At 68.5% G+C, this 20,993-nt stretch carries 24 protein-coding genes; 11 read left to right on the top strand and 13 right to left on the bottom strand.

Annotated features, from left to right (window positions below):
* Positions 1–41: 41 nt before the first annotated feature.
* The 4 genes from F8566_RS11090 to F8566_RS11075 form a co-directional block, all read right to left on the bottom strand.
* The gene (locus F8566_RS11090) at positions 42–623 is read right to left on the bottom strand and encodes a hypothetical protein (RefSeq protein ID WP_151560062.1); all 582 of its coding nucleotides are present in this window, start codon (positions 621–623) and stop codon (positions 42–44) included.
* Positions 624–932: 309 nt separating this feature from the next.
* Positions 933–1,430: a carboxymuconolactone decarboxylase family protein gene (locus F8566_RS11085; protein ID WP_151560061.1), complete on the bottom strand. Its 498-nt coding sequence runs from the start codon at positions 1,428–1,430 to the stop codon at positions 933–935.
* Positions 1,431–1,452: 22 nt separating this feature from the next.
* Positions 1,453–2,901 carry an MFS transporter gene (locus F8566_RS11080; protein WP_151560060.1) on the bottom strand — a complete coding sequence of 483 codons (1,449 nt, stop codon included), beginning with the start codon at positions 2,899–2,901 and terminating at the stop codon, positions 1,453–1,455.
* A 10-nt stretch (positions 2,902–2,911) separates the two neighbouring features.
* On the bottom strand, positions 2,912–4,144 hold the full coding sequence (locus tag F8566_RS11075; RefSeq protein ID WP_151560059.1) for a serine hydrolase domain-containing protein: 1,233 nt from the start codon (positions 4,142–4,144) through the stop codon (positions 2,912–2,914).
* 174 nt (positions 4,145–4,318) lie between these two features.
* Here F8566_RS11075 and F8566_RS11070 point away from each other — a divergent pair, with 174 nt between their 5' ends.
* The 3 genes from F8566_RS11070 to F8566_RS11060 all read left to right on the top strand — a co-directional run bounded on the left by F8566_RS11070 (position 4,319) and on the right by F8566_RS11060 (position 5,876).
* Positions 4,319–5,194, top strand: coding sequence for a sigma-70 family RNA polymerase sigma factor (locus F8566_RS11070; RefSeq protein WP_151560058.1), 876 nt, complete (start codon positions 4,319–4,321; stop codon positions 5,192–5,194).
* 62 nt (positions 5,195–5,256) lie between these two features.
* Positions 5,257–5,490: a ribbon-helix-helix domain-containing protein gene (locus F8566_RS11065; protein ID WP_151560057.1), complete on the top strand. Its 234-nt coding sequence runs from the start codon at positions 5,257–5,259 to the stop codon at positions 5,488–5,490.
* A complete protein-coding gene (locus F8566_RS11060; protein WP_151560056.1) occupies positions 5,487–5,876 on the top strand; it encodes a hypothetical protein in 390 nt (129 codons plus the stop codon). The genes F8566_RS11065 and F8566_RS11060 overlap by 4 nt, the downstream gene beginning before the upstream one ends.
* A 74-nt stretch (positions 5,877–5,950) precedes the next feature.
* Here F8566_RS11060 and F8566_RS11055 read toward each other — a convergent pair whose 3' ends face one another.
* Both F8566_RS11055 and F8566_RS11050 read right to left on the bottom strand, forming a co-directional pair.
* On the bottom strand, positions 5,951–6,247 hold the full coding sequence (locus F8566_RS11055; RefSeq protein ID WP_151560055.1) for a hypothetical protein: 297 nt from the start codon (positions 6,245–6,247) through the stop codon (positions 5,951–5,953).
* A 57-nt stretch (positions 6,248–6,304) separates the two neighbouring features.
* Positions 6,305–7,051: an SDR family NAD(P)-dependent oxidoreductase gene (locus F8566_RS11050; RefSeq protein WP_151560054.1), complete on the bottom strand. Its 747-nt coding sequence runs from the start codon at positions 7,049–7,051 to the stop codon at positions 6,305–6,307.
* 79 nt (positions 7,052–7,130) lie between these two features.
* Between F8566_RS11050 and F8566_RS11045 the strand changes: the two genes are divergently transcribed.
* Positions 7,131–7,553, top strand: coding sequence for a MarR family winged helix-turn-helix transcriptional regulator (locus F8566_RS11045; RefSeq protein WP_151560053.1), 423 nt, complete (start codon positions 7,131–7,133; stop codon positions 7,551–7,553).
* 226 nt (positions 7,554–7,779) lie between these two features.
* Complete coding sequence (locus F8566_RS11040) at positions 7,780–8,946, top strand: hypothetical protein (RefSeq protein ID WP_192809631.1); 1,167 nt, start codon at positions 7,780–7,782, stop codon at positions 8,944–8,946.
* Here the strand turns inward: F8566_RS11040 and F8566_RS11035 are convergent.
* Entirely contained in the window at positions 8,923–9,897 is a 975-nt protein-coding gene (locus F8566_RS11035; protein ID WP_151560052.1) for a hypothetical protein, read from the bottom strand. The two genes, F8566_RS11040 and F8566_RS11035, sit on opposite strands and share 24 nt — an antisense overlap.
* Positions 9,898–10,324: 427 nt before the next feature.
* Between F8566_RS11035 and F8566_RS11030 the strand changes: the two genes are divergently transcribed.
* Entirely contained in the window at positions 10,325–11,650 is a 1,326-nt protein-coding gene (locus tag F8566_RS11030; RefSeq protein ID WP_151560051.1) for a lipase/acyltransferase domain-containing protein, read from the top strand.
* A gap of 133 nt (positions 11,651–11,783) precedes the next feature.
* Here the strand turns inward: F8566_RS11030 and F8566_RS11025 are convergent, their stop codons facing one another.
* The gene (locus F8566_RS11025; protein WP_151560050.1) at positions 11,784–12,335 is read right to left on the bottom strand and encodes a hypothetical protein; all 552 of its coding nucleotides are present in this window, start codon (positions 12,333–12,335) and stop codon (positions 11,784–11,786) included.
* Positions 12,336–12,460: 125 nt separating this feature from the next.
* The gene (locus F8566_RS11020) at positions 12,461–13,084 is read right to left on the bottom strand and encodes a TetR/AcrR family transcriptional regulator (RefSeq protein ID WP_151560049.1); all 624 of its coding nucleotides are present in this window, start codon (positions 13,082–13,084) and stop codon (positions 12,461–12,463) included.
* A gap of 109 nt (positions 13,085–13,193) precedes the next feature.
* Here F8566_RS11020 and F8566_RS11015 point away from each other — a divergent pair, with 109 nt between their 5' ends.
* Together F8566_RS11015 and F8566_RS11010 are read left to right on the top strand one after the other, a co-directional pair.
* On the top strand, positions 13,194–13,766 hold the full coding sequence (locus tag F8566_RS11015; protein WP_151560048.1) for a dihydrofolate reductase family protein: 573 nt from the start codon (positions 13,194–13,196) through the stop codon (positions 13,764–13,766).
* A 192-nt stretch (positions 13,767–13,958) separates the two neighbouring features.
* Positions 13,959–14,528: a hypothetical protein gene (locus F8566_RS11010; protein ID WP_151560047.1), complete on the top strand. Its 570-nt coding sequence runs from the start codon at positions 13,959–13,961 to the stop codon at positions 14,526–14,528.
* A gap of 17 nt (positions 14,529–14,545) precedes the next feature.
* Here the strand turns inward: F8566_RS11010 and F8566_RS11005 are convergent, their stop codons facing one another.
* Together F8566_RS11005 and F8566_RS11000 are read right to left on the bottom strand one after the other, a co-directional pair.
* The gene (locus tag F8566_RS11005; RefSeq protein ID WP_151560046.1) at positions 14,546–15,178 is read right to left on the bottom strand and encodes a hypothetical protein; all 633 of its coding nucleotides are present in this window, start codon (positions 15,176–15,178) and stop codon (positions 14,546–14,548) included.
* 268 nt (positions 15,179–15,446) lie between these two features.
* Positions 15,447–16,241 carry an alpha/beta fold hydrolase gene (locus tag F8566_RS11000; RefSeq protein WP_151560045.1) on the bottom strand — a complete coding sequence of 265 codons (795 nt, stop codon included), beginning with the start codon at positions 16,239–16,241 and terminating at the stop codon, positions 15,447–15,449.
* 336 nt (positions 16,242–16,577) lie between these two features.
* Between F8566_RS11000 and F8566_RS10995 the strand changes: the two genes are divergently transcribed.
* Positions 16,578–17,525, top strand: coding sequence for a MerR family transcriptional regulator (locus tag F8566_RS10995; protein WP_151560044.1), 948 nt, complete (start codon positions 16,578–16,580; stop codon positions 17,523–17,525).
* A 105-nt stretch (positions 17,526–17,630) separates the two neighbouring features.
* Here F8566_RS10995 and F8566_RS10990 read toward each other — a convergent pair whose 3' ends face one another.
* Complete coding sequence (locus F8566_RS10990) at positions 17,631–18,494, bottom strand: LLM class flavin-dependent oxidoreductase (protein ID WP_151560043.1); 864 nt, start codon at positions 18,492–18,494, stop codon at positions 17,631–17,633.
* Positions 18,495–18,617: 123 nt separating this feature from the next.
* A complete protein-coding gene (locus F8566_RS10985; protein ID WP_151560042.1) occupies positions 18,618–18,968 on the bottom strand; it encodes a winged helix-turn-helix transcriptional regulator in 351 nt (116 codons plus the stop codon).
* A gap of 35 nt (positions 18,969–19,003) precedes the next feature.
* Here F8566_RS10985 and F8566_RS10980 point away from each other — a divergent pair, with 35 nt between their 5' ends.
* Positions 19,004–19,912, top strand: coding sequence for an NAD(P)-dependent oxidoreductase (locus F8566_RS10980; RefSeq protein ID WP_151560041.1), 909 nt, complete (start codon positions 19,004–19,006; stop codon positions 19,910–19,912).
* Between the two features lie 259 nt (positions 19,913–20,171).
* Positions 20,172–20,993 (top strand): SDR family NAD(P)-dependent oxidoreductase, encoded by an 822-nt coding sequence (locus F8566_RS10975; protein ID WP_151560040.1) that lies wholly within the window; start codon positions 20,172–20,174, stop codon positions 20,991–20,993.

Below are 20,993 nucleotides of genomic sequence, written 5' to 3'. Positions count from 1 at the left end.
TCGTCTCGTCCGTTCCACGCAATGGCACCATGGGGACAGCATCAGCCACCGGTACGCATGCGCGGACCGGCATAGTGTGCGAGCGCCTCCTGGACGTGCGCGGCTGGCAGCCCGAACTGATCGATGTTGCAGACCACGATCCAACCGGTTGCTTGGTCGCGGAAGGGCAGCGTGCTGGGGCTGCCGGAAAGATGTTGGGCGAACACGACCTCTGGACCGAGATTATCGAGTGACCGCAGACACACTGTGGGCCTGTGCCCAAAGAGATGCCTTCTGGTGGCGATGGTCACGAACGCGATCTCGCTCCAGTTGTAAGCGACCTGTAGGCGACCGTTGCTGAATTTGATCCCTTCTGGACCGATATAAAGCCGAGGGGGACGCGACAGCCTCCAGATAAGGAAGGCCCCAGATGCGATCAGTTGGAGCAGCCACGCCCACCAGATGAGGCTGATGATTGGCCCTGGATCGGCGAATACCGTGTTGGAGAGTACTCCGGCCAGGATCAGGGTGGCGAAGTTGAGCACGAACAGAATCAGCAGCCAGGGGTGCAGCCTTGCGGTTCTTCTGTTTTGAACGTGCAGCGGTCCCGAACTTGGTTCGGGATTTGGTCGCGTCTCGGCCATGGCTTCTCCGAGGTGTCCTGAAGAGATCCAGCGAACGGCACGCTAGCGGGATCGCCAGCAAAACAGGCCAAGTTTGCAGTGATGGGTTGGGGTGTTCGCAAGTCAGTCTGACGGGGCGACGTTCACGTTCGGAGATCGCTTTTCCAGCGAACGGTTGATCGTTTCCCATGGACCACGAGATCCCGTCCGATCAAGACGATCGGACGGGATCTCGTCCAGCCAGCCTCAGGCCATCTCAAGAACGGCCTCTGTGCTGGGCGGAGATGTGTCTGCTCAGGACTTGAACCTACGATCCTTGAGCTGGTGGGGTCACTCTCTCCATTGCTGGGCGGGGGAGACGCCCGGGAGTGGCTTGCCTATGACGGCGAGGGGGATGAAGAAGCAGACCTGGCCGATCGCCATGGCAAGCGTGGTCAGCGCCTTGTCGTTGTAGTGCTCGGTGGCCTGCGCGTACAACTGGTCGGGGACGCGCTCGCCGTGCGGGTTGGCGGTGAGGACGGCCTCCACCAGTGCCAGCGCGACGCGTTCGGCAGCGGTGAAGTAGGGCGCGTCCTGCCAAGAGGCCACGGCGGTGATGCGCTCCTCGGACTCTCCGGCCTTGCGCAGGTTGCCGGTGTGCAGAACGGTCAAATAGGTGTTGCCGACGATCTGGCCGGCGCGCAGCTGCATCAGGCTGATCGTGGTCTGCGGAATCGATCCGTTCCCGGTGGCTTTGAACAGGGCTCCGCCGATCTCTCCCAGCTCGGGGACGAAGGTTGCGGGGTTGGGCAGCCGGGACTGGCGGCCGTCGTGCTCGGTCGTGGTCATGATGGGTTTCCTCTCTGGTCGATTACAGACGGGTTGTCTCTTGGGTGGCGGGCGCCCTTTCGGGCTGGCTTGCTGGGCGCGGCCGCACGAGGATGACGGCGGCGAGGATGGCGGCCAGGTAGAACGCGCCTGCGCCGAGAAGGCCGGTGGTGTAGCCGCTGGTGAGCGCCTCTGGAATCGCCGTTCCGGGAGGCTGGCCGCCGGTGGCGTTGACGGCGATGCTCGACAGGGTCGCCAGGCCCAGCGCGCCACCGATCTGCATGCTGGTGTTGACGAGACCTGCGGCGATCCCCGAGTCCTGCGGGGCGACGCCCTGAACGCCGCTGATGGTGGCCGCCACGAAGCCGATGCCCAGGCCGATTCCTCCGACGAGCTGGGCTGGCAGCAGCGTGACCAGTGCGTTCTGGTCCGGGCTGAGGAGGCTGAACCAGGCCATCGCTACGGCGGCCACGGTCATACCGGTCGCCAGGACGATCCGTGCGGACGCGCGAGCCTGGAGCCGAGGGCCGACCACGCCGGAGCCGATGCCGATGCCGATCGCGAACGGCAGGTAGGCCAGCCCGGTGAGCATGGGGGAGTAGTTCTTGATCGACTGCATGTAGAGGGTGAGGAAGTAGAACGTGGCCAGCTGGCCCGCGCCCATGAGCAGCATGACCAGGTTGGCGCCGAGCCTGCCGCGGTCGGCCAGGACGGCGGACGGGAGCATCGGGTCGCGGACGCCGCGCTGGATGGCGGTGAACGCCACGGCCAGGACCAGCGCGGCAGCGCCGAAGGCCAGGGTGAGCCCGTCGGTCAGGCCCTCGGATCCGGCGCGGTTGATCGCGTACACCAGCGAGCCGAGCGCGAGGGTGACGGTGACCGCGCCGGGCAGGTCGATGCCGCCGCGCTGCCGGGTGCCGGGGACCACCGCGACGGTTCCGGCGAGCACGAGGAGGGCGAACGGAACGTTCACGAACATGATCCATCGCCAGCCCAGGTATTCGGTGAGGGCGCCACCCAACAGCAGGCCCACCACCGAACCGAGCCCGCCCATCGCCCCGTACACGCCCAGTGCCTTGTTGCGCGCGGGACCGGCAGGGAAGGTGTCGGCCAGCAGGGACAGTGCGGCCGGGGCGACGATCGCGCCGCCCACGCCCTGCAGCACCCGCGCGGCGATCAGCACGGTGCCGTCCTGCGCCACGCCGCCCAGCAGGGACGCGACCAGGAACACCACCAGTCCGGCCCGGAACAGCCTGCGGCGTCCGAACAGGTCACCGGCGCGGCCTCCGGCCAGCAACATCCCGCCGAACGCCAGTGCGTAGGAGGTCAGGACCCAGTTCAGGTCGGCCTCGGCGATGCCCAGTCCCGTCCCGATGACGGGCAGGCCGACGGTCACGATGGTGCCGTCCATCACGATCAGCAACTGCGCGGCGGCGATCACCAGCAGTGCCAGCCCGCTCCTGGGTGCACGTGGTTCAAGGTGTGAGGTCATCACGATCTCCTCAAGAAGCGATGGCCGCGCGCTGGTCGGCCGGGCCCGTCTGCTGGCCGGTCGAGTCCGCGTGCCGGTCGGTCGAGTTCGCCTGCTGAACGGCTGTCGCGGCGTGGTGGACTGCGGAGGCGAGCCGGTCGTGCTCGGGGTAGGTCCAGTTGAACGAGAAGCGGCGCCGGGTGTAGCCGAAGGCGATGCCGCTGACCGGATCGGCGAAGGACTCTGAGCCCGCTGAGCCGCCGTGGCCGAACGACCGCGCGCTCAGGAACGGGTAGCGCAGGCCCTTGGCTTCGAAGCCGAGGAGGTAGCTGCCCTCGGCACCCCGGATCAGGTCCCCGCCGGTCGAGTGGAGCTGGCCGAACTCGGCGAGGGTGCCGGGCTTGAGCAGCGGAGCCTGGCCGTCCAGGCCGGAGACCGCGGCCGCGTACATCCCCGCCAGACCACGGGCGTTGCCCACGCCACCGGCCGATGCCTGGCCCAGCGCGCGCACCTGGCGGGTGTTGGCGAAGGCCACTTGGTCCAGCGGCGGTGCGGAGTTGAGGCCGTAGGCGATCCCGAGGAGGCTATGCGGGCCGGGCACGGTGGCCCAGAAGGCGGCCTGCTCTTCAGGGGTGGCCAACCCCGGCAAAATGTCCCGGTATCGACCTTCCAGTTCCTCCGGCAAGCCGAGGTACAGGTCCAGCCCGTACACGGCGCGGACTCGGTCGTCGAAGTGTTCCTGGAGCGTGCGGCCGGTGACGCGCCGGATCACCTCGCCCACGATCGCGAACGTGACGAAACCGCCGTAGCCGTAGGCCGTGCCCGGTCGCCAGTACGGCCGCTGACCCGCGAGGCGTTCCGCGATCAGCCGGTCGTCGGCCAGCTCCGCGGCGCTCAGCCCGCCGTCGGCGCCGATCACGCCGGACCGGTGGGCCAAGACGTCCCGCAGAGTGACGCGGTCCTTGCCACCGACCCCGAACTCAGGCCAGTGCCGGACGATGGGCTCGTCCAGCTCCAGCTCCCCGTCCTGTACCAGCAGCGCCGTCACCAGGACCGCCGCGCCCTTGGTGGAGGAGTAGACACCGGTCAGGCTGTCACCGGTGATCCGGTCGCCCGCCCAGAGATCCACCACCTTCCGGCCGCGGACATAGGCCACAAGTTGGGCACCTGCCTCAAGCTGGGCACCTGCCTCCTCGGCCACGGCGGCGAACTCCTCGCGCACCGTCTCGAAACCGTCCGCCGTGGTCCCGTTCACCTCGATCATTTACCGCTCCGTTCGTCAGATTCGGGTGGAACGGAGCCATGACGCGTCGGCGCCGGAAAGTGTGACCGTGACTTGGGTCACATGCTCGAAGCGGTCACATCGCGCGGGTCCCGTGCGTCATGGAGGCGTCAACCGGCTGCGTCATGGAGGCGCCGGCCGAGGAGAGGGGCGAGCATGAACGAGCGTGACTTCCTGGCCGTGCGGTTCGAGGAGCACCGGCCACGTCTGAGGGCGGTCGCGTACCAGATGCTCGGTTCGCTGAGCGACGCCGACGACGCCGTTCAGGAGGCCTGGCTCCGGCTCGCCCGCGCCGACGACACCATCGACAACCTCGGCGGCTGGCTCACCACGGTGGTCGGCCGGGTCAGCCTGGACATGCTGCGCACCCGTCGGCTCCGCCGGGAGAGCCCGCTGGAGCCGCACCTGCCGGACCCGGTCGTCAGCCGTGAGGAGGGTGCCGATCCCGAACGGGAGGCGCTGCTGTCCGACTCGGTCGGGCTGGCCCTGCTGGTGGTGCTGGAATCGCTCAGTCCCGCCGAACGGCTGGCCTTCGTTCTGCACGACATGTTCGGCCTGCCGTTCGACGAGATCGCCCCGATCATGGAACGCACACCCGTCGCGACCCGCAAGCTCGCCAGCCGCGCTCGCCGGCACGTCCAGGGCGCCGTCCCCAAGCCGGATCCCGACCCGGCCATTCAACGCCGCCTGGTGGACGCCTTCATGACCGCCGCACGCAGTGGCAGCTTCGACGACCTGCTGGCCATCCTCCACCCCGACGTGGTCTTGCGCGGCGACAGCGCCGACGGCATGACCGTCCTGCGCGGCGCCCGCGTGGTGGCCGGGCAGGTCGCCGTCTTCCACCGCATGGCCACCGTCTCGACCGCCCGGCCCGCCGTGGTCAACGGAACCGCCGGCCTGGTCAACACCATCGACGGCGACCTCATCTCGATCATGAGCTTCACCGTCGCCGACGGGAAGATCATCGAGATCGACATCCTCTCCGACCCCGGCCGCCTGGCCCGCATCGACCTCACCGGTCTGGAGCCCTGACGCGCCCAGCGACGGGGCTGCAATACACACTCCGAGGAGGAGGAGTGTGTATTGTGGACGCCATGCGGCGACTCAACATCACGCTTCCCGACGAGCTGGCCGACACCTTGCAGGCGCTGGTCGAGGACAAGAAGATCGCCTCGGTGTCGGGTTTCCTGGCCGAGGGTGCTCGGCTCCAGCTGGCCTATCTCCAGGACGCCTCCACCGTGGACGAGCTGTTCGGCCCGCCCAGCCCCGAGGAACAGGCCCTCGTCGAACGCATGACCGAGGCACGGCGCGACCGGGACGTGGCGTGATCACCGGTCACGTCTTCGACGCGACCGCTCTGCAGGACCTGGCCACGGGCAAGACCGTGTACGTGCGGGCCAGGCTGCGCGCCTCCATCGCCCAGCACGCCACGATCGTCATCCCCGCAGCCGGGCTCGCCCGCGCGTGGCAACTCGTCCCCGACCATGCCCGGCCCGTGCTGGAACGCCTTCCGGGAATGCAGGTCGTCCACATCGACGACATGGACGACGTCATCGCCCAGCAGACCGGACTCCTCGCCGCCACCGCGCCCGACATCAGCGTGGACACCGTCCAGGCCGCCTGGTCGGCCCGCTGGCGCCGCTGGCCCGTGCTCACCGCCACCCCCGACGCCTACCGCGCCCTGCCCGGCGTCCGCATCGAAGAGATCCCGTGACGGCGCCGCAGCGATCGTGACCCGCTCGGCGGCCGCCGCCCGCCCTCCTGCGGATCCCCAGGCGGCACGCTCGCCTACGAGTCCGATACCGGTGGTCGCTGCCAGGGTTGCACCGCGCCGCTGGCGTTGAGGTGCAGCCGTGGCACGTTGGCGTACGCGGCCGGCGGCATCAGCGTCGAAAGCCGGTCACCGGCGACGTCGACGACCACGCGTTCGGGTGGCTGGTCATCGTGCTGCTGGATATAGGTGACCACCGCACGCCACGTGGGGTCGGCGTCAGATCGGATCCAGGCCAGCAGGTAGACCGGCTGCGACGGACTGCCCGACAGTTGCACCATGGGCGGGCAGTCCAGGTGTTCCTCCCACCTCATGCGGTGGAACCTACGCCAGCCCTACGACATCGCGAGGGCCACCGACCCGCCGGCAGATCAGCGGGCGGTGAAGCCGCCGTCGACGTGGACGACGGTGCCGGTCATGGCAGTGGCATCCAGGGCGACGTGCCCGACGGTGAGCGCCACATCTTTGGGCTCGGCCAGGCCGCCGAGCAGCATTCGGCCGCGTTCGATCGCCAGTTCCCGGTCGACGCGTTCGGGATCGGCTCCTTGCTGGTAGGCCGCGATGTAGGCGGCGGTCATCGGCGTACGTGTGCCGCCCGGGCTCACGCAGTTGACCCGCACCCGGGGCGCCAGGTCGACGGCCAGGTTGACGGTGAGGCCGTGGAGCGCCGCCTTGCTGGCCCCGTACGCGGCGTGCCGGTCGATGCCGCGCGCTGCGGCCGTGCTGCCGATGAAGACGACGCCGGCGCCATCGGCCAGGACGTCCAGCAGGGCTCGGGTGAGCAGGATCGGTGCGGAGATGTTGATGTTCCAGAGCGCCTCGAGTTCGGTTCGGGTGGTCGAGGCGATCTCGCGCACGTGGTCGATGCCGGCGGAGTGGACCAGGGCCGTGACCGGACGTCCGGCGACCGCGGCGGCCACGGCGGCCATGCTGGCGTCGGTGGTGAGGTCGGCGACGACCGGTTCGAAGGCGCCCGGGCTCTGGATGTCGGTCCCGATCTTGTGGAGCTCTGCGGCGCGGCGGGCCACCCCGAGCACGGTCAGGCCGCGATCGGCCAGATGACGGGCGACCGCGGCGCCGATTCCGCTGCTGGCGCCGGTGACCACGGCAACTGTCATGTCTCGCTCCCGGTAGGATTGTCAGGTTCCTGTCGAGTATTCAAGGTTCGTCAGGAACCTGTCAACTAGGGGACGTGAGATGAGTGACGACGAGATCTGCCTGAGCTTCCTCGTACGCCAGGCGTGGCTGAACATGCGGTCGGTCATGGACGACGCGCTCGCCGCGCACGGCCTGTCCGTGGCGCAGTACGCGACGCTTCTCGTGCTGGACGAGCAGCCCGGTGCCTCGGTCGCCGACGTTGCCCGCGCGGTGGCCAGCGCCCGGCAGTCCGCCAACGAGCTGCTGGCCGGGATGGAGCGCGCCGGAATGGTGGAACGCCGCCCTCACCCAAAGGATCGCCGCATCCAGGAGATCCACCTCACCGCCCTTGGACGCACACGGCTGGAGGCCGCCAGGCCGTCGGTTCATTCCAAGGAGAACGACCTGGAAGCCGACTTCAACGCCGAGCAGCGTGCCACCGTCCGCGAATGGCTGGCCCGCATGGCCAAGGCCGGTTCCTGACCGAAGAGGCGAATTCCCCTATGGCCTGGGTCTGTTACGACAGGTTTCAGCACTGATCCTGCGGGCCGGTGAATTCGCGTCGGCGGTCGTACTTCGGGGTTGAGAGCGTTACATCGCTGGGCGCTCGATGGATGCGCGGGCTTTGTCAGAACGGCGACAAGAGGGCGGGGGCGTGCCCGAATTATGCTCGGGGTCCTTTTCCCGTGGAGGCCCTGGAGGGCTCGCCATGCGACACAGCCGAGTGGCCGTCCTGCTGACATCCGCGCTCATGGGATTCTCCCTCGCGGCTGAGCCTGCGCTGGCCGAGCCTGCCGCGGCCGAGCCGGTCGCGGCCAAGCCGGCCAGGTTCGCGATCAGGGAGTTGCCCATGGAGGGCGCCACCACGTCCTCCGCCCAGGCGATCAACGAGGTCGGGCAGGTCGTGGGGTCCGCCCAGCCGAACGGACAGGCCATTCGGTGGGACCGCAGCGGCAACGGGTACACGGCGACCGTGCTCGCCCAGGGCGCCGCCCCCGTGGAGATCAATGACCGCGGGCAGGTCCTCGGTCGCCACCAGGGCAATCCCGCCCTCTGGAATCGCCGGGGCGAGATCACTCAACTCACGGCCTGGGGTCCCGGTGGCGGCACCGATCTCAACGATCGCGGCCAGGCGCTGGTCTACCTCGAGATGATGTTGTTCCCCTTCCGTGCCGGGGTGTGGAACGGCGGGTCGTTCACCGAGATCTCCGAGCCTGGCAAGAGCGCCGCCGTCGGACGGGCGATCAACAACCGAGGGCAGGTCACCGGCGCCTACCTTTCCATGACGGGACCCGAGCCAACGGAGTTCGGCTTCGTCTGGGACAAGGGAACGATGACGCGGATCCTCGGCCCCGGAGACCGGATGGCCTTCACCGTCGACATCAACGACCGCGGTCAGGTCGTCGGGTGGACGTCCGACACCGAGGAGCGGTCCTTCGTGTTCATCTGGAAGCGCGGCCGGATGACCGAGCTCGCCGCCCTCGGACCCGCGTTCGACTTCCCGGCCTGGCACAGGAGCATCAACGACCGTGGCCAGTTCATCGCCCTCAGCGGACCCACGTACAGGGAGATGCGCCCAGTCATGTGGGACCGGGGCAGGCTTATCGACCTGGGAACCCTCGGCGGCGCGAAGGCCTCCGTCACGGCGATCAACAATCGCGGCCAGGTGGTCGGCTGGAGCGAGACCGCTGACGGTGAGGAGCACGCGTTCCTCTGGGAGCGCGGCCGGATGACCGACCTGGGCACCCTCGGCGGGAAGAGCAGCCGGCCGACCGACATCAACGACCGCGGCCAGGTCGTCGGCATCAGCACCAACGAGGCCGGGGCGACCCGCGCCGTCATGTGGACGGCGTCATCCGGCTCCACCCGGAGTTGAGGCCGGAGTCGTGCCGCCGTTCCTCGTCGTCCCGGCGGCGGTGTCCCGCTCCATCAAGGTGATCCCGACGACGACATCGCGGAACGCGTCGCCGGCCGCGGTCATCCGGGCAGCCTGGGATTCGTGGGCCAGGCACAGCGCCGCCAGCCGGATCGCGGTGACCTTGTCGGCGGTGAGCGGTTCCTCCCTGGTGGCCACCGGCACCGCGATCTCTACCAGGTGGTTCGCGGCTTCCCGCGCCCACGCGCTCGACGTCGCCTCGACGAGCGCCCGCCGCCCGGCGTGGACGTCATCGGCCAGGCTCTCGACGGTGCCCGCACGGCCGCGGATCAGCCCGACGCGTGCCGCATCGAGCAGAATCTTGGCAACCTGGCATCGCCACATACCTTCGGGTTCCCCGGCGAACACGTACCGGATCGAGTAGAGCAAGCCACGTTCAAAGACACGGTCAATGGCCCGATCCAGCAGCAGCGATTGGACTTCGCCACGCCCCAGGTCCGCGGGAAGACCGCCGACGGCATCATCGACGCCGCGTTTGTACTCTTGCCACCGCGTCCACGTTTCGTCGGACTGCTCCGGGTCGATGTAACTGTTGTCGGGATCGGTGACCACGCTGTAGCGGGCGTACGCGTTCTTTTCCGCTTTCAAGGTCCAGTTCAGCTGCTTGACCGCGGTGACCGCGGTGGTGAGGTCGCGGTCGACATCGTGAGCGGGGGCCAGAGCGCCGGCCAGGGCCCGTGTGGTCGCTCCCGCCACCGCGAACTCCCCGCCGCCTTCACAGTCGGAGATCACGTCCACTGCGACCCAGAGGGCCTCCCGGTCGCGGCCGCCGAGGATGTCACCGATCGCGCGGACCAGCAGTATCCGGGCGAGCAGTGGCGCCACCCGGTCGACGTCGGCGCCGATGTGGCGGGCGAGCGTCCTGCGGTCGATCCCGCTCGGGCGATCCATGATGGGCTCCCCGTCTGTCACCGAACGCCATCTTCCGGCAAGTTTACGCTCGAAGAATGTCGTGCTCATTGAGCGTCGACCGACAATCCGCAGCGTGGCCCTGAGTGAACGGCAGGTCCAGCGCTTGCGATGCGCGACGCCGCGCGGGAACGCCGCGCGGGAACGCCGCCGCGGGAAAGCCGTCCCTCGCTGGGGTCGACGCCCGGGGCATCGATCGAGCAGAGAAGTGAAGCAGCACCCGGCATCCGGTGTGCCGCGGTTTCCGATAAATCCGGCCGTTCGGATAGCTGCCCTGACTGCTAGGGAAACTCCCGCGCACCGTTCATAGTTGCGGCGGGAACGAGGGCCTCCCGCAAGCCGTGGTCTGGAGGTCCCGACGGGGGCGTGCCCTGACCAGCGCATCGACTGGATCGGAGGAACGACCCGCATGAAGCGGATACGCAAACTCTTCGCTTTGATGGCAGCGGCGGTCCTGCTACTCGGAATCTTCCCGGCCATGGCCACGGCGAACGCCCGTGCCACTCTGCGGCCGGTCATCTTCGTGCATGGCGGGTCCGGGTCAGGCAGCCAGTTCCAGACCCAGGCCAAGCGGTTCGCCAGCAACGGCTATCCGGCCACCCACGTCGAGACCCATGACTATGACTCCCTGTTCGTCAACAACACGATGGAGCAGGTCCATGCCGGGCTCGACCAGCGCATCGCCCGGCTGAAGGCCGCCACCGGCGCCGACAAGGTCGAGCTGCTCGGTCACTCGCTCGGCACCCTGGTGTCCCAGCAGTACCTGAAGAGCTCGGCGGAACGGGCGGCCAACGTCGCGCACTACGTCAACATCGACGGCGGTTCGACCGCCGGCGCCGAATCCCCGCCCGTGCCCACACTGGCGATTTGGGGAGAGGGCAGTACGGATCGCAAGATCGAGGGCGCGACCAACCTCTACCACTCCGGCGAGTCGCACGTGCAGACCACGTCCTCGGTCGCCACCTTCAAGGCCGCCTACACGTTCTTCACCGGCGAGGAACCGGCCACCACCGGCGTCACCCCCGAGTCAGGTGAGATCCAGATCGCCGGCCGTGCCGTGTACTTCCCGTTCAACACCGGGCTCAGGGACGCCCGGGTGGACATCTACCCGTTCGACCCGGCCACCGGACGCCGGACCAGCGCGCAGCCGGTCGCGACCTACCAGTTCGGTGGCTCCGGTGACGGGTCGTTCGGCCCGTTCAAGGGACGGGGGGACGTTCACTACGAGTTCGTGATGTCCAAGAACGGCACCAACCAGGTCCATCACCACTACTACCAGCCGTTCCGCCGCACCGATCTGCAAGTCCGGCTGCTGAGCGGCGACCCGGGCGGTCCGCTGGACTGGCTCGTCGAGCGCAACAGGAACCACGTCGCGATGCTGGTCTACCGCAACAAGGAATGGTGGGGCGACCAGGGCGCCGACAACGACACGCTGGCTCTCAACGGCACCAACGTCCTGAACGCCACCATCACACCGCGCACGAAGCGGGCGTGCGGCATCTTCATGTACGACTGGCGCTCCGATCGCCGGACCAACCTGAACACCACCGTCGGGCTGTTCCCGGTCCTGCCCTTCATCTCCGGCGCCGACCACTACATGCCCGCCTCCGCGACCGGAACGGTGACCCTGGAGACCCGGCAACGCGCCGCCGACGGCCAGACCGACCGGTTGAGGATCCCCAACTGGCCGTCGGACACCCACATGAATTCCATCTACATCGACGACTACGCCTGACAGCGTCGTCCGTCACGACGGGGCATCGCCAATCCGGTCAGGGCAGGCCGTCCCGTCCATGGCGGCCTGCCGTCCCGCTCCAACGGCAGGCCGCCACATCCTTGGAGCCGCCCTCAGCGGAATTGCGGCACCGTCATCCCTTCCACTTCAGGTTCGGGACCCGCAGCCAGGCGTTGCACTCGCCGCCCGTACCCTTGTCGAGAACGAAGGTGAAGACGATCGCGTGCTCCCCATAGGGAGGGCCATAACCGATCGTGGTGTTGTTGATCATCTTGCCCTTGTGGAACCGGCTGTCCTCGACCGCGTCGCCCTTGTAGCCGGGCCCTCCGCTCCACCGCCAGTTTGAACCACCCTCGTTGATGACTTTGTAGGCGTAGACAGTGCTGTTGCTGTGGTTGCCGGACGTCTTCTGGATGGCCCACCCCCACTCGAGAACGCGGGTGAAAGCGCCCGATCCGGTGGGCCTGCCGTAGGTCTCGACGTAGCCCTTGGCCCAGCGGCCCTTCGCCTTGCACATGACCTCGCCGCGGTAACGGGCCCCGGCGGCCATTGTCGTGACGGATCCGGCAGACGAGGACGCTCCGACTCGAGACGCCGAGGAGGCGGACGCCTGCGGGGCGGCGCCGACCACGCCGGCTGCCGCGATGGTGGCCGCCGCGACGGCCGCCCAGGTGGAGTGCGACATGCGATCTCCTTCGAACGGGAATGGATCTTGGTTTCAAGATCGACATGAGGGTCGCGGCGGGGGATGAACCAGGTCCGAACAAGTGAGAGAGAATGCGTGAACAACCCGGACCAATCACACACTCCTCAGCGCGATGGCCGGGCCGAGTGATCTGTTTCGTGCTGGACGGTCAACGCGGCGAGGGCCGCGTCGATGGCGTCCGTGAGGCGAGGGGGATCGGCTTCGGCTCGCGCGAGGATGTGAAGGCCCTGCATGAGCGCGAGCAATAGTCGCGCTTGGGCTCCGCAATCGATATCGGGGCGGACCTCGCCGGATCGCTGTGCTGCCTTGAGGGCCTGCTCCAGGCCGTTCTCCAGCGCGCCGAAGCCACCATGGACCAGCTGTTGCGCCGCTTGGTCCTCGGGGAGCAACTCGGCCGCGGTATTGCCGAGCATGCAGCCGCGTCCAGGTGTCGTTTGCGCAGCCTCCAGGACGCTCAGGAGAAGCTCGCGGATGCGCGGCAGGACGGGCCCCTCGACGGCGACCTCGGCCGCCTGCTCGCGAGACGCGTCCACGTACCGCTGCAGCGCGCGCAGGAAGAGCGCGTGCTTGTCGCCGTAGGCGGCATAGAGGCTGCCCGGCAAGATTCCGAGCTCGCCTTTGAGGTCGCGGAGCGAGGTGGCCGTGTAGCCGCGTCGCCAGAAGAGCTCCAACGCTCCCTCGACGACCTGGTCTTGGTCGAACGATCGCGGTCGGCCGGTTCGTGGCATGAAGCAATCGTATGACTTCTTGACAGGACGTTCAAGAAGTGTAACGTACCGGCCATCGACTTCTTGAACATGCGATCAAGAAGTGAACCTGCCACTTTGAGGGGATCCCATGGGACGCCTTTTCCTGCACATCAACGTGTCGCTCGACGGCTACATCACCGACCCGGCGGGCGACATCGACTGGGCGTTCGCCGACGAGGAGTTCCAGCGCCACATCGATGACCTGCTGGAGTCGATCGACGGGATGGTCTTCGGCCGGACGGCCTTCGAGCAGCTCGCCGCGTACTGGCCGACTGCCGGGGACGAGGTCTCAACAACGCAGCGGCGCCGGATGCACGAGCTGCCCAAGTACGTCCTGTCCCGTACGCTCCGCGGCACGGAGTGGCACAACTCCCACCTGCTCGGAGACGACCCGGCCGGCGCCCTCAAGGACCTCAAGCGCCGGAGCGACCGCGACCTCGCGCTCTTCGCCGGCGGCCAGGCCGCCACCTCCGCCGTCCGCCTCGGCGTTCTGGACCAGCTGCGGCTCGTCGTCAACCCCGTCCTGCTCGGTGGCGGAACCAGGTTGTTCGACGGTACGTACCCCAAGGCCGATCTCCAGCTCACCGACACGCGCCGGTTCGCCTCAGGCGCCCTGCTCCTCACCTACGACCTCAAGCCCTCGGGAACATCAGCCGGTTGAGGTGACCGGCACGCGATCCGTTCCTGGTCGGGAACGGATCGCGGCCCGTAGAGCGCAGTCGTCGGCTGTGGTCGTGCAGCCATGGGTCGCAGGAGACGCCATGGCGTACGGCCCGGGCGCGGCACCGGTCATTGGCCGCCGGGCGATCGGCATGGGTACGGTGGCGCTGCGCGCCGACCCCGAGGAGTGATCATGAAGTACGCGGCTGGTGACGCGGTGGTCTTCGGGACATGCGGCGCGACGATCGTCCGGGCGATCACGAGAACAGAGAGTGCTGGTAAGACGTGGACCCGGGTGGTGCTCGGTTTCCCGTTCGACAGCGCAGACCCGGACGAGATCCTGGAGATCCTGTACGACCACGACTGCCTGGGGCTGCTGTCGGAGGCGCTCGGCTCTGGCGGCGTGCCGGGGGTGCTGGCTGTCCTGGCGAGTCCGCTGCCGGACCGCGAGCCCACATCGTGGGGTTCGGTACGGGAAACGTACGCGACCATGATCGGTGAGATCACGGCGGACGCCTACATCGAGCAGATGCCCGCCGTGCTGAGCGCCCGCGAGGTGGCGATGGTCGTACGGAACCTGACCGCGCGGCAGAACGGCACAGCACGGCAGTACACCCGGGAAATCGAGCACTGGGAGGCACCCATGCTCAACACCGCACGCGCGGTGCTGGTGTCGGAGATCGCGCTCGGCGCGGGCATCGACCGGGCCCAGGCCGAGGCCGCAATCGACGAAGCCCTGGCCGTCCACCGGCCACCGTCCTAGATCACCGCTGGCCGACGTCACTCGGGAACGCGACCCCTCGGTCTGACAAGGCCGCGCCAGATTCCAACGGCTGACAGCAGGCCGACAATGAAGAGGATCGCGAGAACGGTACCGAGGCGCCTGCTGCCAGGGCCTTGGACGAACGTGGCCTTGCCGTTCGGGTCATCTTTGGAGTGCGAGACCCAGACCTTTGCGCCGACGGCGTGAAGTTGCCGGTCCCGATCGGACATCTTCTTGCGCGAACTCGGCCTGTAGACCACCTGGCGCTTTCCCGATGGGCAAGCGACCTGGTATTCCTGCTGAAGCCACAGCTCTCGCGTGGGTTTCAACGCCGACACCTGGCACGACTCCACCCGTTCTGCCCGCGCCGGCGTGATCGTGCCGAGCAGAACCAATACGGGGAACGCCGCGAAGAGAGCGACCATCAGCGTGCCCGTTCCTTGGCCGCCATGGCGGCGTGACAGCCGGACCATGCCGACGGCCACGCACACAAAGCACCCGTAGCCGAGCGCGGCCACCGGCCACCGCCACCAGCCCGCCGTGTCCTCCGTTCCCAGCAGAAGGAAGAGGACGAGCGGAAGCCCGACCCACCCGGCCGCCACCAGCGGCCGGCCCTTCCACGCGGCGGTCCGACCCTGAGCATCGACCATCGACAGATCCCCTCCAGCACCTCGACCCGAACAGTGCCAGATCGCCGCACGTCCCTCCAATGCCACGCTCAAAGACACCACCGCTGCCGGGCCGCCAGGCGCCCACCGGGCCGGGGCCGCTTCTCTATGCCTGCGATTTCTCTTTGCCTGCGATCCGCCATGCCCGCAGGGCCAGATGTTCGTCTCAGGGCGTGCCCGGGCGTGCCCCACCCCGCCCCAAACGCCCGCCCCGACGAGCCGCCGTGTGAAGACTGCGGCGCGGCCGCGGTCAGGCCGTGACGGCCGGGATCTGGACCAGATCGGCCAGGAGGGCAGGGGCCGTGAGGGGGAGGAGGTGGTTGTGACCGGGGACGACGGTGGTGCGGGCGTCGGGCAACATCCTGGCGAGGTTGTCAACCAGCCGGTGCGTGGAGGGCGGGCTGTCGCCGCCGGCGACGAGATGGACCGGCTGCTGGATCCGGCGCGCCAGCTCCTCGTCGAAGTGCCACGCGGCGAGCGCGGGCACCTCGCCGGTGAAGCAGTAGCCGCAGTCGCGTTCGGCGCGTTCCAGGCCGACTCGGCCGAGCGCGGACTCGATCACGGTCCGGTGCTCGGGTCCGCACACCGCGGCCAGGAAGGTGTCGAAGGCGGTGCGCAGGTCACCCTGGGCGGCGGCGCCCATCGCCGCGCCCAGGGCAGGGCCGATCACGGCGGCGACGCTCGCCCGGTCCTCCGGTGGCAGGAGCGGGTCGATCAGCGGCGGCTCGACCAGGAGGAGCTCGCCGACCAGCTCCGGGTGGTCGAGCGCCAGTTGCAGTGCGACGACGGTGCCGGAGGAGTGCGCGAGCACTCGCGCCCGCCCGATCCCCAGACGGCGCAACAGATCCGCGCACTCAGCGGTGTGGTCAGCCACCGACAGCGGCTCGGCGGGTGCAGGGTCGGCGTACCCCGTGCGGGTCACGCGGATCCGGCGCAGGTCGGCGACGGCCGGCTCGCGCTCGAGTGGGACGAACCAGTCGGCGAACACGCCCGCGTGGACCATGACCAGCGGCCGGCCGTCGCCCCCGGAATCGTTGTATCGCATCAGGGATTCTCCTGTTCTCAGTCTGTGGGTCGGGTCAGTCGGCGTAGAGGGTCCCGCTTTCAGACGTCACATCACGTCGACACGGGTCGTGGTGTTCGCCCTTGGCTGCGCCTTCTGGAATCCGGCAAACACCTCCGGCGGGGCGGCTGCCTGTGCTGGCTCGACTCTCGCCTCAGAGCACCAGTGCGCGGATCGGTGATCGCTACTGAGTTAAGCCGACGACCGGCCGTCCCATGTGCGTGCGCCGGCACCTCGCGCACCGCCCGGCTGGGCTTGGTTCGAGGATCCCGTGGGCGAGCTTGCGCCTCCCCCAAGGGGAGGCGCGAGGGTGGGGGCATGGATCGCGACATCCTCTACTCGATCGGCGACCTGGCCCAGAAGACCGGTCTGACGGTCAAGACCATCCGGTTCTACTCCGATCGCGGAATCGTGGCGCCCACCGGCCGCAACCCCGCCGGCCACCGCCTCTACGACGTCGCGGCCCTGGCACGCCTGGAATTCGTGCGCACGTTGCGCGGCCTAGGGCTGAACCTCGCCACGATCGGCAAGGTCATGGACGGGGAGTCCTCCCTTGCCGAGGTCGCGGCGGCACACGCCGAGGCTCTGGCGGCGCAGATCAATGTCCTGCAGCTCAGACATGCCGTCCTGACCATGGCGGCCAGGCACGGAGTCACCCCCGAGGAGATGGAACTCATGAGCAGGCTGGCCAGGCTTTCCGAGGACGAACGCCGACGTCTGGTCGGCGACTCCCTGGGCTCCGTCTTCAAGGAGCTCGACGCCGATCCGCACTTTGCGGGCATCAGCCGCTCGATGACCCCCGAGCTGCCCGACAGCCCCGACACCGTCCAGATCCAGGCGTGGGTGGAACTCGCCGAGATCCTGCAAGACTCCGACTTCCGTGCCTCCCTGCGGCGGATGGTCCAAGACCACGCGGCCGAACGCGCCTCCAGCCCGACCGCAGGACCCAGCCGGGACCTGGTCGCGGCAGTATGCGCCCAAGCCCATCCGGCCCAGGCCGGCGGCGTCGCCCCGCAATCGCCTCAAGCCGATGCGGTTGTCGCGGAGATGACAGCCCACTATGCGCGCCTGGTCGGCCACGCCGCAAACGTCGACGACAACGATCTCCTCCAACGCCTGCTGGCTCGGCTGGAACGAGCAAACGATCCCCGCAGGCAGCGGTACATGCAGCTGCTCTGCCTGGTCAACAGCTGGTCGGCTCCCGAAGAGGCCTCACCGGCACTGGATTGGTCCGTACAGGCGCTACGCGCCCGCATCCCCGCCTGAGATCCGGCTGACGAGCCGGCCTTCACCCCATCACGCACGATCGGCGACGCAGACGATAGGTCTTCACGAAGCCGCGCGGTGAGAGATCACCACCACGGATCGCAGTCAGGGAACGAGGGGGCGGACCTTTTCGGCGGCGAAACGGACGAAGCCCACAGGGTCGGGTTCGTCGGCCGTGGGCTGCAGGACGACGGTGTCGGCGCCCGCGTCCGCCAGCCGCCGCACGGCCTCGGCGATCGCCTCGGCGTCCCCGGCCACGGTGAAGGGCGGGTCATTCCTCACGTCGGGTTCGCTCTGGAGGCGTTCGTCAGCGCCCGGGCCGGTCGCGGCCAGCAGATACACCACGACCTCGTGGTGGTCCGTGCGCCCGCCCGCCGCGCGTCCCTCCTCGACGAGGCGGCAGGCCTCCCGTACTGCCTCGGGAGCGGTGTCGGCGGTGAGAATCGTGCCGTCCGCGCACTCGCCGGTCAGCCGGAGCGTGCGTGGCCCCATCGCCCCGGCGAACACGGGAGCCGCCGCGGTCGGCGGCCAGTCGAGCGCGACATTGTCGAGCTTGACGTAGCGGCCATCGGTGGTGACGCGCTCACCACGCAGCAACGCGCGCATCGCGTCCAGATGCTCGCGCAAAAGGGTCAGCGGTGACTCCACCCGCGCACCGACCTGGCCCATCCAGTCCTGGACGCCGTGACCGACCGCCAGCACGACCCGTTCTGGAAACAGCCGATACAAGGTGGCCGCCTCCATCGAGGCCAGCGCCGCGTTCCGCAGAGGCACCGGCAGAAGCCCGACGCCGACGCGCAACCGCTGTGTCCACGCCAGCGCCGCTGCCGCCGAGGCGATGCCACTCTCGAAGAAGCAGTCCTCCCACAGCCAGAGCTGTTCGAGGCCCGCGTCGTCCGCGGCGGTGGCCACGTCTCGCAGTCGTTCGGGAGGCAGTTGAGGACGGAACACGGCGCCGAGAGCGGTCATGTGATCATCCTAGGGCGGCGGGGCGATACCCACTTATTTGTGGGTACTTGGCTGGGCACTGTGGTGGGGAGAGGCTGGTGGTGGACGGTCAAACGGGCCGTTCGGAACGGAGGTGGCGCGCGTTCAGGAAGCCGGCTGAGCCTCAGCGAGTTTCTCCAAGCGGCGGTGGCCCCAGTCGGAAAGGGGAGCCAGCGCCTCGGAGAGGTCGCGGCCGAACTGGGTCAGGGAATACACCGTCTTCAGCGGTAGCCCGTCGTGCACCTCGCGGTGCACCAGGCCGTCGTTCTCCATTTCGCGGAGTGCCTGAGTCAGCACTTTCTCGGTGAGACCCGGCAGCCGCCGGCGCAGTTCGCCCGGGCGGTGCGGGCGGTCTTCCAGCAGCCAGAGCAAGGCGGTCTTCCATTTGCCGTCGATCACGGCGATCGCGGCGGTCACTCCGCAGACGTTCGTGTTCTGAGCGAGCTTGCGCGTCATCGATGTCCTACGTGTTGATTTGTGAGGGTTTAACCATGTCTGAACAGTCTGCCGTCACCGTGATCGGTCTGGGGCCGATGGGAAGGGCTTTGGCGGGCGCGTTCGTGGACTCCGGTCTGCGGACCACCGTCTGGAACCGGACACCGGGCCGGGACAACGAGCTGGTCGAACGCGGCGCGATCCGTGCCCGGTCGGCCGAGGAGGCGGTCGCGGCGAGCGACCTGACCGTGGTGTGCGTGGTGAACTACGACGCGGCGGACTCGGTGCTGCGGCGCGAGGCGGTCGCCGACGCGCTCAAGGGGCGCTCGGTGGTGAACCTGACCGCCGACACGCCCGGACGGGCCCGCGACACCGCCTCATGGGCCGCCGACCACGGCATCCGGTATCTGGACGGCTCGATCATGACGCCGTTCGACAGCATTGGAACGCCGGACGCGGTGTTCATCCACAGCGGCCCGGAGGATCTCTACCAAAGGCACCTCCCGATGCTGAAGGCGCTGGGCGGCACCCACACTTATCTGGGCGAGGACATCGGCCGGGCCGCCGCATACGACATCGCGCTGCTGGACATCTTCTGGACCGCGATGGCGGGCTACGCGCACGCCCTGGCCGTGGCGAGGGCGGAGGGGGTCTCTGCTCGCGAACTGGCCCCGTTCGCCAAGGGCATCGGCTCGATCCTGCCGCCGATCTTCGAGGGGCTCGCGGAGGGCGTCGACAACGGCGACTTCTCCGGTGAGGGCAACCCGATCACCTCGGCGGCGTCGTCCATGGCCCACATCATCCACACCTCCGAGGCCCACGGGATCGACGCCGGTGTCATGCGGGCCGCCGAGGGCCTGGCCCGCCGCGTCATCGGGATGGGCCACGGCACGGACGGGTTCATCCGCATCACCGATCTCCTGCAGGCAACGACCGCCGACGCTGGTTCCTCAAGACTGGGTTGATAGCGGGTCTGTCGATGCATGCCACAGACGTTGCAGACGTGGTCGCTGCGCACCGCAGAACCGGTGGCCAGCGGGTCGGGGTGATAGCGAAGGATCGGCTCTGACACAGGGCCATCCCGTCATCAGCTACCGGAGGTGGTGGCGGCTCGGACTTGGCGAGAGCTCGCGAGACGGAACGGTTCGGCTTGACAAGGGCGGGCCCGGTCGCACAGACTCCTCAACACGAGACGTCTCGTCTCGTGTTGAGGAGGTGGGTTGATTGACGACTGCCAGAGTGTGGTTCATCACGGGAGCTTCCCGTGGCCTGGGGAGGGCGTTCACCGAGGCGGCTCTTGCTGCCGGAGATCGCGTCGTGGCCGCCGCCCGCAACGTTGAGCCGCTCGCCGATCTGGCCGCTGAACACCCGGACGCTCTCGTCCGGCTGGCGCTGGACGTCTCCGACCGGCAGGCGGTGTTCGACGGAGTTGAACGGGCGGCGGCCGCCTTCGGCAGGCTCGACATCGTGGTCAACAACGCCGGCGGGCTGCTGTACGGGATGGTGGAGGAGGCGACCGAGGAGCAGATCCGGGCCCATCTCGACGTGAATTTCTTCGGCGCCGTGTGGGTGGCCCAAGCCGTGGTGCCCCACATGCGCACGCAGGGGTCGGGCCGCATCTTGCAGATCACCTCGATGGGCGCCGGTGGCGGGATGGCGACCGTCGGCTTCTATGGTGCGGGCAAGACGGCGCTCGACTCGGTCAGTGAGGCGCTGGCGATGGAGGTCGAGCCGTTCGGCATCAAGGTCACTATCGTGGAGATGGGTGGATATGCCACCGGCCTGTTCACTGCGGGCACCACTGCGACCGAACCTCTCCCGCACTACAAGGCCCTGCGCACCCACATGGAAGAGATGTGGGGCGATGAGGCCGGCCCGGACCCGAGCACTGCCGCTCCGGTCATCATGGAACTGGCGTCCCTGCCGGATCCACCCCGGCGACTCATTCTCGGCAGCCAGTCATACGACCAGGTCCAAGAGCTGGACCGGGCCCGGACCCAGCTGTACCAAGCCTGGGAACACCTCAGCCGCAAGGCCCCAGGCTGA

Source organism: Actinomadura rudentiformis (assembly GCF_008923185.1).
Lineage (GTDB): Bacteria > Actinomycetota > Actinomycetes > Streptosporangiales > Streptosporangiaceae > Spirillospora > Spirillospora rudentiformis.
Note: the sequence above shows the minus strand (reverse complement) of the source record. Positions and strands in the feature narration are given on the sequence as shown.

Bases quoted from the DNA above. Each gene is read 5' to 3' on its own strand.
- F8566_RS11090 (WP_151560062.1), bottom strand. From the start codon at position 623: ATGGCCGAGACGCGACCAAATCCCGAACCAAGTTCGGGACCGCTGCAC.
- F8566_RS11085 (WP_151560061.1), bottom strand. From the start codon at position 1,430: ATGACCACGACCGAGCACGACGGCCGCCAGTCCCGGCTGCCCAACCCC.
- F8566_RS11080 (WP_151560060.1), bottom strand. From the start codon at position 2,901: ATGACCTCACACCTTGAACCACGTGCACCCAGGAGCGGGCTGGCACTG.
- F8566_RS11075 (WP_151560059.1), bottom strand. From the start codon at position 4,144: ATGATCGAGGTGAACGGGACCACGGCGGACGGTTTCGAGACGGTGCGC.
- F8566_RS11070 (WP_151560058.1), top strand. From the start codon at position 4,319: ATGAACGAGCGTGACTTCCTGGCCGTGCGGTTCGAGGAGCACCGGCCA.
- F8566_RS11065 (WP_151560057.1), top strand. From the start codon at position 5,257: ATGCGGCGACTCAACATCACGCTTCCCGACGAGCTGGCCGACACCTTG.
- F8566_RS11055 (WP_151560055.1), bottom strand. From the start codon at position 6,247: ATGAGGTGGGAGGAACACCTGGACTGCCCGCCCATGGTGCAACTGTCG.
- F8566_RS11050 (WP_151560054.1), bottom strand. From the start codon at position 7,051: ATGACAGTTGCCGTGGTCACCGGCGCCAGCAGCGGAATCGGCGCCGCG.
- F8566_RS11045 (WP_151560053.1), top strand. From the start codon at position 7,131: ATGAGTGACGACGAGATCTGCCTGAGCTTCCTCGTACGCCAGGCGTGG.
- F8566_RS11040 (WP_192809631.1), top strand. From the start codon at position 7,780: ATGCGACACAGCCGAGTGGCCGTCCTGCTGACATCCGCGCTCATGGGA.
- F8566_RS11035 (WP_151560052.1), bottom strand. From the start codon at position 9,897: ATGGATCGCCCGAGCGGGATCGACCGCAGGACGCTCGCCCGCCACATC.
- F8566_RS11030 (WP_151560051.1), top strand. From the start codon at position 10,325: ATGAAGCGGATACGCAAACTCTTCGCTTTGATGGCAGCGGCGGTCCTG.
- F8566_RS11025 (WP_151560050.1), bottom strand. From the start codon at position 12,335: ATGTCGCACTCCACCTGGGCGGCCGTCGCGGCGGCCACCATCGCGGCA.
- F8566_RS11020 (WP_151560049.1), bottom strand. From the start codon at position 13,084: ATGCCACGAACCGGCCGACCGCGATCGTTCGACCAAGACCAGGTCGTC.
- F8566_RS11015 (WP_151560048.1), top strand. From the start codon at position 13,194: ATGGGACGCCTTTTCCTGCACATCAACGTGTCGCTCGACGGCTACATC.
- F8566_RS11010 (WP_151560047.1), top strand. From the start codon at position 13,959: ATGAAGTACGCGGCTGGTGACGCGGTGGTCTTCGGGACATGCGGCGCG.
- F8566_RS11005 (WP_151560046.1), bottom strand. From the start codon at position 15,178: ATGGTCGATGCTCAGGGTCGGACCGCCGCGTGGAAGGGCCGGCCGCTG.
- F8566_RS11000 (WP_151560045.1), bottom strand. From the start codon at position 16,241: ATGCGATACAACGATTCCGGGGGCGACGGCCGGCCGCTGGTCATGGTC.
- F8566_RS10995 (WP_151560044.1), top strand. From the start codon at position 16,578: ATGGATCGCGACATCCTCTACTCGATCGGCGACCTGGCCCAGAAGACC.
- F8566_RS10990 (WP_151560043.1), bottom strand. From the start codon at position 18,494: ATGACCGCTCTCGGCGCCGTGTTCCGTCCTCAACTGCCTCCCGAACGA.
- F8566_RS10985 (WP_151560042.1), bottom strand. From the start codon at position 18,968: ATGACGCGCAAGCTCGCTCAGAACACGAACGTCTGCGGAGTGACCGCC.
- F8566_RS10980 (WP_151560041.1), top strand. From the start codon at position 19,004: ATGTCTGAACAGTCTGCCGTCACCGTGATCGGTCTGGGGCCGATGGGA.